At 51.5% G+C, this 14563-nt stretch carries 9 protein-coding genes; 3 read left to right on the top strand and 6 right to left on the bottom strand.

What is annotated here, in order from left to right:
* Positions 1-91: 91 nt before the first annotated feature.
* The 4 genes from P2G85_RS10015 to P2G85_RS10000 all read right to left on the bottom strand — a co-directional run bounded on the left by P2G85_RS10015 (position 92) and on the right by P2G85_RS10000 (position 8972).
* Positions 92-4210, bottom strand: coding sequence for a M66 family metalloprotease (locus P2G85_RS10015; RefSeq protein WP_275863964.1), 4119 nt, complete (start codon positions 4208-4210; stop codon positions 92-94).
* 32 nt (positions 4211-4242) lie between these two features.
* Entirely contained in the window at positions 4243-5109 is an 867-nt protein-coding gene (locus P2G85_RS10010) for a hypothetical protein (protein WP_275863963.1), read from the bottom strand.
* A 1355-nt stretch (positions 5110-6464) separates the two neighbouring features.
* The gene (gene gorA, locus P2G85_RS10005) at positions 6465-7835 is read right to left on the bottom strand and encodes a glutathione-disulfide reductase (RefSeq protein WP_275863962.1); all 1371 of its coding nucleotides are present in this window, start codon (positions 7833-7835) and stop codon (positions 6465-6467) included.
* 297 nt (positions 7836-8132) lie between these two features.
* Positions 8133-8972 (bottom strand): 23S rRNA (adenine(2030)-N(6))-methyltransferase RlmJ, encoded by an 840-nt coding sequence (locus tag P2G85_RS10000; RefSeq protein WP_275863961.1) that lies wholly within the window; start codon positions 8970-8972, stop codon positions 8133-8135.
* A gap of 354 nt (positions 8973-9326) precedes the next feature.
* On the opposite strand from P2G85_RS10000, the gene prlC reads away from it, so the two are divergent.
* The gene (gene prlC / locus P2G85_RS09995; protein WP_275863960.1) at positions 9327-11369 is read left to right on the top strand and encodes an oligopeptidase A; all 2043 of its coding nucleotides are present in this window, start codon (positions 9327-9329) and stop codon (positions 11367-11369) included.
* A 57-nt stretch (positions 11370-11426) separates the two neighbouring features.
* On the opposite strand, the gene asnC is transcribed toward prlC, so the two are convergent.
* Positions 11427-11891, bottom strand: a complete 465-nt coding sequence (gene asnC / locus P2G85_RS09990; protein WP_275863959.1) for a transcriptional regulator AsnC — start codon at positions 11889-11891, stop codon at positions 11427-11429.
* A gap of 158 nt (positions 11892-12049) precedes the next feature.
* Here asnC and P2G85_RS09985 point away from each other — a divergent pair, with 158 nt between their 5' ends.
* Both P2G85_RS09985 and P2G85_RS09980 read left to right on the top strand, forming a co-directional pair.
* On the top strand, positions 12050-12829 hold the full coding sequence (locus P2G85_RS09985) for a class I SAM-dependent methyltransferase (RefSeq protein ID WP_275863958.1): 780 nt from the start codon (positions 12050-12052) through the stop codon (positions 12827-12829).
* 197 nt (positions 12830-13026) lie between these two features.
* Positions 13027-13608, top strand: a complete 582-nt coding sequence (locus tag P2G85_RS09980; protein WP_275863957.1) for a hypothetical protein — start codon at positions 13027-13029, stop codon at positions 13606-13608.
* Positions 13609-13674: 66 nt separating this feature from the next.
* On the opposite strand, the gene P2G85_RS09975 is transcribed toward P2G85_RS09980, so the two are convergent.
* Positions 13675-14553: a carboxylate/amino acid/amine transporter gene (locus P2G85_RS09975; protein ID WP_275863956.1), complete on the bottom strand. Its 879-nt coding sequence runs from the start codon at positions 14551-14553 to the stop codon at positions 13675-13677.
* Positions 14554-14563 lie beyond the last annotated feature (10 nt).

The raw sequence follows: 14563 nt of genomic DNA, 5'->3' as shown, positions 1-14563 counted from the left end.
TTGTGGATAAGCCAAGCGCCTGCCGGGTCAAACGGCAATAAAAAAGGCCTGCTTGTCAGGCAGGCCTTGGGTTTACCGGTTTATAGTGAGCTTATTCGAAGTCACTTGCTGATGGCAGGTGATCGAGCATCTCGTAGTATTTACCGGCTACGGTGCTGATATCACCACGCAGGTAGGCCTGGATAAGCTTGAGATCTTTCACCCACAGCTCTTTGTCTGCCGCGGTTGCCGCGGTGTAGCCGGCATATACGTGGTCAACCGAGAACATCATGCTGTCCCCGTAACCGTAGAAGATCAGCTCCATCGCATCTGAGTAGGCGGCGTACACTTTTGCAGCATCGTGCGCTTTGCCACCTTTGTAGCTCATGGTCGATGCCGCGCTGTCGAACACCAGATCACCCGAAGCGGTGTTGGCCGCCACAAAATTATCGAATGACTCACTAATGACCGCTACGTTCGCGGCAATGTCGGCATCAATGGTGGCCTTCATCGCATTCACCAGCGGTGCATCAAACAGCAAGACCGCATCATGGTAGGCTGGTTTGATATCGGTACGGAACGCACCCCAGGCCGTATCGATATTCGAGGCGATGGTGTTCAGTTCGGTCGAATCGTAGTTGTCCAGATGCGTTTTCAGATCGTAACCTTCTGAGGTCACCAGCTGATTGGCATAGTCATACGCCAGTTTGTTCGCCTTGGTCGCCACATACTTCTTACCGTCAATCACAAACTCGACTTTATCACCGGCAATAATGCCATAGCGATCTTGCTGCTTGGTGAAGGTATCAAACTGAGCTTTACCGCGTGATTTCACTTTGTAGTCATCAGACTGCATCTGACGAATGCCCATGTTGAGAATTACGTCACCAATCCGTTCACGGCTGCGGTGAGAAATGCCCAAGAAACCTGAGATCCCCCTTGGCATCGGCGGCAGCGATTCCATTTGCTCGGTAAGATGCAGGTTGACCGTGACACCATTGAGATTGGTGTAGGCCTTACCATCTTTATCCACCAGTGGTACCGGCGTATTCAGCGCTTTATTGGCCACGATGTTGTTGATGATGTCTTCGTACTCGGCCTGAACGCCAGGAAGATCGAGCAGCGATGCAAAGCTCACTTCGTCGGTGTAGCGTTGTGAGAAGCGGCGCGCCAGGAAGTAGCTTGCCAGCGCTTTATCTGGCCAGTTGCCTAGCACCGATACTGCATTTGACCATGGGTAGTCAGGGTCAAAGCTGCCAATCGAATTGAGGAAGCGGCCATTTTGGGTTTCTGCGACGGCTTTGTAGCCGCTCTCCGCATCTTCAATAAAGCCGGCGGTCAGGTCATCAAAACAGCTGGCCGTCAACAGGTCGTAGTCTGCTGGGATCAGGTGCGAATTGTTATCCAGTAACTGACCAAATGAGAGCACTTTTTGTCCGCCTGACGCGTTTTCAATTACACACTGGTGCTCTGGCGTACGCAGTACATCAAGGAAGAAGGCCGCTGCCTTCTGCGCACCGTAGGCGTAATCACAGAACCAAGAGTTATCAGCTTTGCCAATGCTGCAGTAATCCGGGTTAGACGCAATGCGCAGTAAGAAATCACCCGGCTTATCGGTGCTTGCAGTGTAACCTAAGTTAGCATACAGGTTGTCAATGCGTTCCAAGTCTTCCATCTTGTCACGGATAGAGCTCATTTCCATATAACGACGAACCAGGTAACTCGGGTAATCTGCGGAATAGAGTCCCGTCGTCCCGTAGAGCGCCAGGTTACGACGGTCGTAGCTGTCTAAGTAGTTTTGCCATTCGAACGAGACAATCCCTTCAAGATCGGTACCTTCATCAAAGCGGTTACAGTCACTGTTCAGTGACACATTGCCATCGGTACAGAAGTCGTAGTCTTTACGCTCTATCTCATTGACTTTGTCCAGATAGTACAGCACGCCGTAGCGTGTTTTGGCATTCTGCGTGGCATCATCTGACAACGCTGCAGCATCGAAGCGGCTAAAATCACAGTTGTAGAGTGACTTACCGTCTTGCTCGCCGGTCAGTTTTTTCACTTCAGAACAAACCATTAATGACTCATTGTCTGGATTGCTGCCAAACTTGTAAGCAAAGCTCTGTTCATACGCCTGCTTGTCAGCCAGATAGCTGGTGTAAGCCGCTTTTTGCTCCTCGGTGGCGTTATCTGCTGGTTTGGCAACCGCTGTCGGTACTGCGCCAGAAGAGTCCTGAATGGTTTCCACTTTACGGCCATAACCAAACTTGAACGCCGCAATATCATACAAGCCCCAGGTCGGGGTCTCATCAAACATGCTTGGCGCGTAGTCCATGGTTGAACTGTAAGCCGGGATGTTGTTCAGGCCTAACTGGTGGGCCTGCTCTAAGTTGTAGTAGTTGGCCTTGTCGTTTGAGCCTTTGAAGTTGTGGCGCAGACCCATGTTATGCCCAAGTTCGTGGACTAAGGTATTGCTGTAGGTGGCCACCGTAATCGCATCTGCCGTTTTAACCTGGAGATCTTTTGGCAGGTACTTCCAGCGTTTAAGCTGACGGGAGACTTCCTTACCGGCGTCATCCAGCTTGATATCAAAGTAACGTTCATCATCCAGTTTTAAGTTATCCAGCATGGCTTTGCTGGTTGACGATACCCATGAAGCCTCAACCGGATAAATGTTGTTCTCCGCCCAGAAAGACAGACGATTTTCTTCCGCTGCGACCACATCTTCAAAGTCCATGTCATCATTGACGTGTTCGAGCAATTGCGTTGGACCGTTCGTCACCGCGTGATCCGACACCAGTTCATCTTTGGCTAGCAGTGGCGCATGGATGTTTTCGTCGGCCTTAAGCTTCGCCATGGCGGCCATGGTCGACAGGGTCGCCATTCTTGAAGGCACTTCTGTGGTTGCCGCTTTGTTTTCTGCCGGCAATGGGTCTAGCCCGTCCATGTCCAGTTGATGGCGGTTGTAGAAGCGTGCCAGATTATCCCAGTAGAACGGCACCCCGGTTCTCGCCACACCCGCATATTGGTTGACATGGGCTTTAATGATCTCCCCAGTCATCGGGTTGGATACCGCAGGACCGTAACCCAGCAGGCCATTGGCCAGAGGTTCATCGAGCAAATTGATCACGTTGTAGCGCAGGTCGCCCGGGTGTACGCCGGCCGGCTGAGACTTATTGACGATCTCAATTTCAGGTTTGCCGGCGTCTGAACCAAACACATGCAAAGCGTGGTTCATCTTCTCAATGGACTGCAGGGTGGCATCCAAAAACAGCTTATTCTTCTCTTCAAAGAAGTTATCGGTTAAGTAGTACTTGATCGAATCCTGGTCAGGGTTAAAACGATTGAGGTAAACCACATCGCGGTCATATTTGTTGGTCACCGGGTTGAGCTGTTTGGTTGCCGTAGTGAAAAAGCCGATGTCATTTTCATCGCCGACCGGATACAGCACCGGCTGGTAACCTTCGCTTGCGACCTGGCTTTCATGAACCAGCGAGTAGTAAAAGCGAGATTTGAATGCCCCATCCACCAATGCCTCGTCGAGGCTCGCTTTGGTGGCAAAGTTGATGTAGTCAGAAATCTTATCCATATCAATACGGAAAGTGCGTTCCAGCTCAAAGTTAAGCACGCCTTTCTCTGGGTCAAATTCCCATGAAATGAGTCTTGGCGTACCTTGCTCAGAAACACCATCGGTGACGCCATACAGATCTTCCATATTAAATTCAGAGACTTCTAAGTCTTCTGGCCGGGGCGTAAAGTGGGTGTTCTGCTTGTAGCTCAGGCTGGCGTCATCGTTGATTTCTTCTTTGTTGGTGCAGTCACCGTAGGAATCTTCCTGACAACGATACGCCGCGAAGTCACCGGGAATCGTCAGTACCTGGGCAAAGTTGACCTCGTCATCACCGGCGACGAACTTCGCCTCACCACAATAATTGTTCGCGTCTTTGGTCAGATGCGCATCAGGGTAGTTTTTGTCATAGCTACGGACTTCCAGCCCCTGTTTGGTGAAACACAGCTCGACATAGCGGGGTGAGCCCTGCAAGAAAGGATACTGGTTGAGTGCAAAGCGCGGCGCAGCCCCCGTTGTCGGTACGTAGAACCAGCGACCATCTTTGAGGTCTTTTACGGCAACTTCTTTTGCATCTCTTTCAACATAGTCATAGGCCTGATCGTCCGCGCCACAGCCTGCCAGTGCAGCGGTGATCGCAGAGACCAGCGTTAATCTCTTAAACATTATTTTGATATCCTTGTTATTTTTGTATTTTCCTAAAAGGAATAGGTGACGGTTGCGCTATACGACGCTTTTTCCTGGTCGAGTAAATCAATATCGCCTAACGTGCCTCGCTCAGCGTCTTGATAGAACCCGGATGACGACGCTGCCAGCGACAGGGACCAGTTGTCATTCAAGCTGTAGGTGCCATATAACGTCCCGTCGTAGTTCCAGCTGCTTCTGCGGGTCCCCTGGTAGCTGATGGTGTTGCCACCTAATGCTGATAGCCCCAGTGCAAATGAATCCCACGACTTTTCCACTGCCATTAACAATGAATAGGTCCACTCCGTTAAAGAGCGCCCTCCCATGGTTTTGTACTTGTGAAAGTTTTTTCTCAGCCTGGGCGCAACAGAAAAATCCACATTCCATGCAGAAAAAGTTACCGGTACAGCGAAACGAAACGCGGTTTGTAACTCATCGTTACGAGAAGCTTCAGAGGTCGGTATGGTGAATTGCCCAGTGGCGCCAATTTTTCCGCTTTCACCAAAGCGGTAGAGGTTGGAATATTTCAGCCCCAAAACCGAGTCGGTCGCATAAGTACCGACTTCATCTTCAAGGGCCCGATAACCTCCAGCGGAAAAGTACGCTTTTGTGTTAGGTGATAGGGTGTAAGTTAAATCCCCACCCCAGGAGATATTACGAACAGAGCGATGGTCGTTCTTGTTGTAAATGTTGGTATCGTAAGACAGGTAAACCGACCCGCCGACGTTACAAACAAAACAGGACGCATCTTTTTTATGTTGTGCAGATTCTGTTTCACTGCTGCCGGCTACATTATTTTCATCCGCCAGAGAAGGCATGGAAAACAGTGCGCCCAATAATATGGCAAGCGGTGTCATCATCCACTTTGTTGTGTGCTGCATGCTTATAAACTTCCATGAGAATTAAGTTTATTAGAATAAACTTAAAAACGAACAGATTATTGAATTGCAATCCCCGCATCCCGAGAGATATATAAATCCAATAAGCCTATCAACCAGAAGATAATTCTTTTGGTTAAATCCTTTTTTTATTCTTAATAATATATTCGGCTTTATTGCTTAAATTCGCAGGGTAAGCCAAGCCCTTATAATGGGTTAAATTCCGTGTAACATGCCGAGTATCAGGTATACGAACCCAGAGCGTGTTGATTGCTTGTCACATGGCTCTGTCACACCTGTCTGGGTGCAATCTTTGCGTGGGCAAGATACAAGTACCCGCGCCAGCTTGAACACGGTGTGTAGCAAGCCTGGCCATACGCTCAGAGATGCTGAGCAAACCGGCTTCCTGAGTATCGTTATGCATTGCCTAGCGGCTGAAAAGTCGAGGTGTGTTGCGTTGATGCTGTTGCTTGATCTGGTTCCGTTCAGCGATGACGGCTTCATCTGTCTGTAGGGGCAACTCGCATTGGCCACGGCTTTAGAGCGTTGTTATACGGTTTTCAGGTGATGGTTTTGTTATGAGGCTCCGGGCTCAGCTGAGGTGATTGAATTTACCTGGCCGCTCGGATTGTTGTCGGCTGATATATTTCCTCGGTTGCGGAAAATAGCCGACAATAAAGGCATAGACTCATTAAAACCATCCGTTGTTAATAATGAATTTTGCATTTAAAACAAAAGATGGAAGTAATATCAAATTCGAAATGTCTAATATATTTGCTTCTAGCTTGTAATATTCTGAATAGATAGTCATCCATCGCACAAAGTATCTACATTTGGAATCATTCACCTGAGGAATGATTGCGTAACAATGCATTGGTAGCCAATAATATCACCAAACGCTAAAATGCATACAGATGCACTTCTAATGAATTTGTATATTTATTCATTAATGTGATCCATATCACATTAATGCTGAGTGTTGGTTTCATAAATATGACAAACCTCTCTATATAACAATAACTTATAGCACCATCTTTTATGAAAGAGCTGTCGTTATAAAGCGGTGTTCTCTTTGGCTGAGACTGGTCTTTGTTGATAGTTTTCTCACTTTGTCTGGTTTATTACTCGCATCTTTTTCACCCTTGTCATAAAAACACCGCACGTAACGAATCTTGTTCCGCTGTTGTATGAAGTTGTTGCTGCTAAGAAAGGAGGAGCGTTCAGGGCTGGAGCCAGTCGGGGGGTATCGTTGAATCGGTGGTTTCCGTCAAAAAAAAGACTGGCCATACTTCATTGTGTATAGCCAGCCCCGTTTACTGTGCTGCCAAACCACCAGGCTGGTTTGCTACGCCGGCGTTTTAGCGCATGGTAACAAACTCTTCGCTGCCGGTCGGGTGGATAGCGACGACTGAATCAAAGTCCGCTTTGGTCGCGCCCATCTTCATGGCCACCGCGAAACCCTGGATCATTTCGTCCACGGTGAAACCGATGCCGTGCAGGCCGACCACTTTCTCGTCCTCGCCGGCACAAACCAGCTTCATCTTACATGGCTGGCGGTGCTGGGTGACGGCGGTGTACATCGCGGTGAAGCCAGACTGGTACACTTTGATATTGTCCTGACCGTATTTGGCGATCGCTTCGGGTTCGCTCAGGCCGATGGTGCCGATTGGCGGGTGGCTGAAGACCACCGTTGGGACCAAATCGTAATCCATCTTTGCGTTAGGTTTGTTGTTGAACAGGCGCTCAGAAAGCTGGCGGCCGGCTTTGACCGCCACCGGTGTCAGTTCGATACCACCTTCCATGATATCGCCGACACAGTAGATGCCGGGTACGTTGGTTTGCTGGTACGGGTCGACTTTGATGTAGCCCTTGTCGTTGGTGGCCACCCCCGTAGCGCTCAGGTTGATCGTATCTGTCGCCGGGTGACGGCCGACGGCCCAGATCAGCTGGTCTACGTTTTGGCTCTCACCATTTTCCAGGTGCAGGGTCAGGCTGCCGTCGGCTTCTTTCACCACCTCTTTGGGTACAGAGTGGGTGTGTAGGGTCGGGCCTTCTGTATCCATCACTTCAACCAGAGTGTCGATGATCATCGGGTCGAAGCTGCGCAGTGGTGAGGCTTTACGCACAAACAGGTGTGTTTCTGTGCCGAGTGCGTGCAGCACGCCGGCGATTTCAACCGCGATGTAGCCGGCACCCACCACGGCGACCCGCTTTGGCTGCTCCGCCAGATCAAAGAAGCCGTTAGAATCGATGCCGTACTCGGCGCCCGGGATGTTTGGAATGGTCGGACGGCCACCAACGGCGATCAGGATGTGATCCGCGGTGTAGTGCTCACCGTTGACTTCGATGGTTTTTTCATCAACACCTTCCCCTGAAACAAAGCGCGCAAAGCCTTTGATCACGTTTACTTTGTTGTTGCCGAGTACGCGATCGTAAGACTGGTGGATACGGCCGATGTAGGCCTGACGACTCGCAACCAGTTTGCTCCAGTCGAAGCTTTTCACGTCGACGTCAAAACCATAATCTTCAGCGTAAAGGTTCATCGCTTCGGCGATTTGCGCGCCGTGCCACATGACTTTCTTCGGTACACAACCGACGTTGACACACGTACCACCAAGGTCTTTGGCTTCGATAAGCGCAACTTTTGCACCGTACATGGCTGCGCGGTTGGCTGAAGCGATCCCGCCGCTGCCACCACCGATACAGATATAGTCAAAATGAGTCGCCATTACTTTCTCCAGGAGCTGATTAATTTTTTTGGTTACTTAACGTACATTGGGGTGCTGTCCGGTGAACTCAATATCGCCGCAAGGTTTTGTTAAGAATTGTCTGCCACTATCATAAATCGAGTTTAGCCATTTGCTAAATGGGAAAAAGTGACGTGCATTATGACAAATAGCGATGAGAGGCAGAGAAAGCGGAATAAGACGCTGTTTGCCGGCTGAGTTTGCCGTGGTGTAAAAAACAAACAAGCGCAACGAAAGCCTCGTTGCGCTTGAAAGTCAGTGCATGGCGACCGGCTGGCGTTACTCGGGGACGATCCAGTCGACTTTCCAGTGGCCGGTCGCCGGCGCGATCGCGTCCTGCAGGAATGGCAGAATTGCTTTCATCTGGCTTTCCAGTTTCCACGGCGGGTTAATCACGATCATGCCCGAGGCCGTCATGCCGCGTTCGTTGGTGTCTGGTGACACGCCCAGCTCAATTTGCAGGATCTTGCGGATGCCGAGCCCTTGCAGGCCTTCAATCATGTCGTCAATATCATGGCGATTGACCACCGGGTACCAGATGGCATAAATGCCGGTCGCCCAGCGTTTGTGGCTCTGGTGAATCGCCTGCACCACATCGCGGTACTCTTTGGCCAGCTCGTAAGGCGGGTCGATCAGTACCAGGCCACGTCGCTCTTTGGGTGGCAGGCTGGCTTTGAGGCGTTTAAAGCCGTCTTCTTTGTAGATGCTCACCTGGCGATCACGATGGAACTCCTGCTCCAGCAGCGGGTGATCGGCAGGGTGCAGTTCGGTCAGTACCATACGGTCCTGTTGACGGATCTGTGCGCGCGCGACCCGTGGCGAGCCCGGGTAGTAACGCAGCTTATCGCCGTTATTCAGCGCTTTGATTGACTCAAGGTAGCTGTTGATTTCTTCCGGGATGTTTGGCTGGTCCCAGATACGGGCGATGCCTTGCTTGTACTCGCCCGTTTTTTCAGACCACTCGTGAGTCAGATCGTAACGGCCCACACCCGAGTGGGTATCGTGATAAACGAAGGGTTTATCTTTTTGTTTCAGCGCATCAAGAATAAGGCTTTGAACAATGTGTTTGACCACGTCGGCATGGTTGCCGGCATGGAAGCTGTGACGGTAACTTAACAAATTAAACTCTCGAAACACTCTTTGTCTGAGTGTGATCTGTGGTTGCGATACAATGCTGTGTGCGTATCGGGCCATTATATACCCAAGTGAGGTGAAGTGGCGAACGTCGTCGTACAATCAGTAATGGTGGTATTGTGCGCAATTTTGCGCCGTTTCCCGCCATTTGCTATTGAAATTTGTATCAGCCACCCATACTTAGTTAACGTATAACCATTCAAGGACAGAGTGAGTTCTCGTTGGCCCAAGCGGTCATTACAACATAGAGAAAGGGAATGGAAATCCCCCGTCGATGTTGTTGGCTTTCCTGTCGATTGAGTGCAGAACAACAAAGTCATTACACAAAAGGAATTCTTCATGTCTAATCCACTGCTGACGTTTACGGACCTGCCTCCGTTCTCGCAAATCAAACCAGAACATATTAAACCGGCGGTTGAGCAGGCGATCAACGATTGCCGTGCGAAAATTGATGAGGTGTTGCAAGGTAACCCCACCCCGACCTGGGACAATATCATTGCACCGATTGAAGAGGCGAACGACCGCTTAAACCGCATTTGGTCACCGGTAGGCCATATGAATGCGGTGGTCAACAGTGAGGCGCTGCGCGAGGCGTATGAAAGCTGCCTGCCGATTTTGTCTGAATACGGTACCTGGGTTGGCCAGCACAAAGGGTTGTACGACGCGTACAAAACCATTAAAGCCAGCGAGGCGTTTGCTACACTGACCCGTGCCGAGCAGAAAACCATTACCGATGCGCTGCGCGACTTTGAACTGTCCGGTATTGGCCTGCCGGCCGATGAGCAGCACCGCTATGGTGAGATCAGCAAGCGGATGTCGGAGCTGAGTTCCAAATTTTCTAACAATGTGCTGGATGCCACCATGGGCTGGACCAAGCACGTAACGGATGCGCAGGAGCTGGCCGGGATGCCGGAGTCGGCGTTGGCCGCTGCCAAAGCTGCCGCCGAGGCCAAACAGCTCGATGGCTACCTGCTCACACTGGATATCCCATCTTACCTGCCAGTGATGACCTATTGTGACAATCAGGCGCTGCGTAAAGAGCTTTACGAAGCGTACGTGACCCGGGCGTCGGATCGCGGGCCGAATGCCGGCAAATGGGATAACACTGAGATCATCACCGAACAGCTCAAGCTGCGTCATGAAATCGCACGTATGCTCGGATTCAATACCTTCAGTGAAAAATCGCTGGCGACCAAAATGGCGGAATCGCCGTCACAGGTACTGGGCTTCCTCAATGATCTGGCCAGTAAAGCCAAACCGCAGGGTGAGCGTGAAATTGAAGAGTTACGTCAGTTTGCCCAAAGTGAATTTGGTGTTGGCGAACTGAACTTGTGGGACATCGCCTATTACAGTGAAAAGCAAAAGCAGCACCTGTTCCAGATCTCGGATGAAGAGCTGCGTCCGTACTTCCCGGAAGCGAAAGCGGTCAGTGGCCTGTTTGAAGTGCTGCGCCGCGTGTTTGGTATGACGGTTGAAGAGCGCCATGGGGTGGATACCTGGCATGACTCGGTACGCTTTTTCGATATCTTCGATGCGCAAGGTCAGCTGCGCGGTAGCTTCTACCTCGATTTGTATGCCCGTGAGCATAAGCGCGGCGGCGCCTGGATGGACGAGTGCCGCGTACGCCGCATTAACGCCGCGGGTGAACTGCAAACCCCGGTGGCGTACCTGACATGCAACTTTAACCGTCCGGTGGGTGACAAGCCGGCCCTGTTTACCCACGATGAAGTGGTCACCCTGTTCCACGAATTTGGCCATGGTATTCACCATATGCTGACTCAGGTGGAGACCGGGGCGGTATCGGGCATCAACGGGGTGGCATGGGATGCGGTGGAGTTGCCAAGCCAGTTCCTGGAAAACTGGTGCTGGGAAGAGGAGGCGCTGGCCTTTATCTCCGGCCATTATGAAACCGGTGAGACGCTGCCCAAAGCCATGCTGGATAACATGCTGGCGGCGAAGAACTTCCAGTCTGCGATGGCGATCCTGCGCCAGTTAGAGTTTGGTTTGTTCGACTTCACCCTGCACACCGAATACGATCCCGATGTGGGTGCCCGCGTGCTGGAAACGCTGGCGGCGGTGAAAGAGAAAGTGGCCGTGGTGCCGGCGGTAGAATGGGCCCGTTTCTCGCACAGCTTTGCGCATATTTTTGCTGGTGGTTACTGTGCGGGTTACTACAGCTACCTGTGGGCTGAAGTGCTGTCAGCGGATGCATTCTCGCGTTTTGAGGAAGAGGGGATTTTCAACCCGGAGACCGGCCGCAGCTTCCTGAACCACATTCTGGAAATGGGTGGCAGTGAAGAGCCGATGGAGCTGTTTAAGCGCTTCCGTGGCCGCGAGCCTCAAATTGATGCCTTGCTGCGTCATTCGGGGATTGCCGTGTAATCACTCAGCCAAGCTAACAGGGCCAGCCGTGACGGCTGGCCTTTTTTGTTGGCTGGATCAGGGATTCACATTGCGGTTGATCGGGTTTTGCAGCGAAATCAGCGTTTCGGTCGACTGTACCTCATCAATGGCTTGCAGTTTGTCGATCAGGACAAATTGCAGCTCTTCAATCGATTTACACATCAGTTTGACGAAAATGTTGTACGCGCCGGTGGTGTAGTACGCTTCCACCACCTCGTCCAGGGCGTTGAGTTTTTCCAGTGCAGAATGGTAATCGCGCGCCGCGTTGAGGTTGATACCGATAAAGCAACACACGTCGTAGCCAAGCTTTTTGGTGTTGACGATCACCTCGGTGCCTTCAATGATGTCCGCGGCTTTCATCTTCTCGATCCGGACGTGAATGGTGGCCGGGCTGACATCAAACTGTTTGGCCATTTCGGCATAGGGGGTGCGGGCATCGGCCATCAAGGTTTTTAAGATCGCACGATCAAGATCATCAAGTTTGCTGAGGTTGGAATTCATAGGGCGCAGTTCCGTTGGCTAACAGGTCAGGGTTCATTTTATACCCATTGCCCTGCGGTTCAACTGCTTAACTCAGCCAACATGCAGAGTTACTGCAACCAGACCAACTCTGGGGTACACTTTGCGTCAGTGACGGCATTTTATTATTGGAGCCCTTTTTGCAACTGCAATTGATTTGTGAAGACCCGGATCTGCAACCTCGCCTGGATGAACTGGCTGCCCGCTGGCAGCTGTCACACTGTGAAAAGAGTGAGTTTGCGCTGGTATTAACCCGCGAGCGCCTGGAGCTGCGTAAAGTGGATGAGCCAAAACTGGGGGCGATTTATGTTGATTTAGTCGGCGGTGCCGTCGGCCACCGGCGTAAGTTCGGCGGCGGCAAAGGCCAGGCGATCGCCAAGGCGGCCGGGCTGAACAAGGGCGTAACCCCTACGGTACTGGACGGTACCGCCGGGCTGGGACGCGACGCATTTGTCCTGGCTTCGCTGGGCTGTAAAGTGCAGATGGTCGAGCGTAACCCGGTGGTGGCCGCGTTGCTCGATGACGGCTTGGTTCGCGCCAGACAAGATCCGGAAATCGGCAGTTGGGTCGCGGAGCGGATGTCACTGCTGCATGCCTCCAGCCATGACGCGCTGCAACAGTTAGCGCAAGATCCGGAGTTTGTTCAGCCGGATGTGGTGTATCTCGATCCGATGTACCCGCACCCGGAGAATAAAAAGAAAAGTGCGTTGGTTAAAAAAGAGATGCGGGTGTTCCAGTCGTTGGTCGGTGCCGATCTGGACGCCGATGGGCTGCTGGCCCCGGCGTTGGCCCTGGCAACCAAACGCGTGGTGGTCAAACGGCCGGATTATGCCGAGTGGCTTAACCAACAAAAACCGAGCATGGCGATTGAAACCAAAAAGAACCGTTTTGATGTCTATGTCAAAGCCTCGATGGGGTGATGATTCTGATCATCGCCACACCTCCATGCTTCAGTTCACAGCGCCTAAGTTCGGCGCTGTGTTCGTATCTGGCCTTCGTCATGTTTACTGACAGTTTTCGCTTGCTAAATTAGCACACTGACGGTATATCTAACTAAGAATTATTATTATTACCTTTACTATGATGCCGTCGCTAATTGGCAAGCTGGAGTCGCAACATGGCCAAACGTTTATGTAAGATGAATCGCAAACAGATCGCCAGCAGTTTGAGTGATATTCACCGCTTGGTGGTCGCACCTCGGTATGTCTGCCGCTCTTGTGCGCGAGCCTCAGTATCCAAAGGCAGTTTGTGTAAACCGGCGGCAATCCCCCCACAAACCTGCCAGGACAAGCCGTTGGCGGAGCAGCAAGCGTGTGCTTTGTTGGCAGAAGCGATTCCGGCCGGTTCGACAGTTGTGTCGCCAGAGCGAAGTGCCGAGAAAGCCGCTGTCGTGAAGCGCGTGGTGGCGCGAGTAAAAGAGAAGAAACGGGCTGCGGACGTTGCTTCGGTGTCTTCTTCGGTCAACAGCGAAACCCCGGCGATGTTTGATCTGGCGGACAAGAAGGCGTTGAAGAAGGCCAAGAAAGTGCTCAAGAAGCACTACAAGCAACAGAAAAAACTGCTGAAACTGGCTAAGAAGCAACACAAGCTGCTGAAGCGTCAACGTCAACTGGAAGCACGTCATGCCAGCTTGGAAGCGCTGCTGCCGACACCACCCACCGTTTCGGCGGGCGAAAGTCTGCAAGCCAAAGTACACTAGTTCACTTGATTGAAAAACGCTCTCCAGCTGGAGAGCGTTTTTTTGATATCGGGTTGGCGTGGCGGGCTATTTTTTCGCGTAACTGATTGCCACGCGCTTTTTTACCCACGTCTCGTTAATCCACAATGACAGCATAATGATCGCCCCACCAACCGTCAGACGAAGCAGATCCGCCTCGCGGTTCCAAATCACAATGTTGACGATCAGGCCTGCTGGTACCAGGGCGTTGTTCATTACCGCCAGGGCACCGGCATTGACCATGGTTGCCCCTTTGTTCCAGGCGAAATAACCGCAGCCAGACGCGATCAAGCCTAAATAGGTCAGAATGCCCCATTGAGTGGTGGTGGTCGGCAGTTTGTCGGGGTTGCCCAGCAGCGCAAACGCAATGGTCGCCACGCACAACGCGCCCAGGTAGAAATAGCCAAACACCGTATGTTGTGGTAACTCCAGCGGTTCAGATTCCATGATGTACTTGTAGCCCACCTGACCGATGGCGAAACAGAGGTTGGCGCCCTGAACGACCAGAAAGCCGAGCAGGAAGTTGTCATTGATACCGGCAAATTTAATCCATGCCGCACCAGTGACCGCGATGAGTGCGGTTACCAGATACCAGGGCGAGAAGCGGCCTTTGAGCAAGTCATAAATCAAGGTGACGTAGATTGGGGTAAACACGGTAAACAGCAGCACTTCCGGTACGGAAAGGAGCAGAAAGGACTGGTAATAAAAGCAGTACATCAGCCCGAGCTGAAATCCGCCGACGATCATCAGTTTAGCGATCAGCGACTTGCTGATACCTCGGAATTTCAAAAACGGTAGAAACACCACGCTGGCCAGCGCCACACGCATCAAAACGGAGAACCAGGAATCGACCTGACCGGCAAGGTAGACGCCGATCAGGCTAAAAGAAAATGCCCATAGTAGGGTTACTGCGGATAAATACGCCATAGTTGATAAT

The organism is Vibrio sp. CAU 1672, from assembly GCF_029223195.1.
In the GTDB taxonomy this organism is placed as follows: Bacteria; Pseudomonadota; Gammaproteobacteria; order Enterobacterales; family Vibrionaceae; genus Vibrio.
This window is presented reverse-complemented; position numbering and strand designations above follow the sequence as displayed.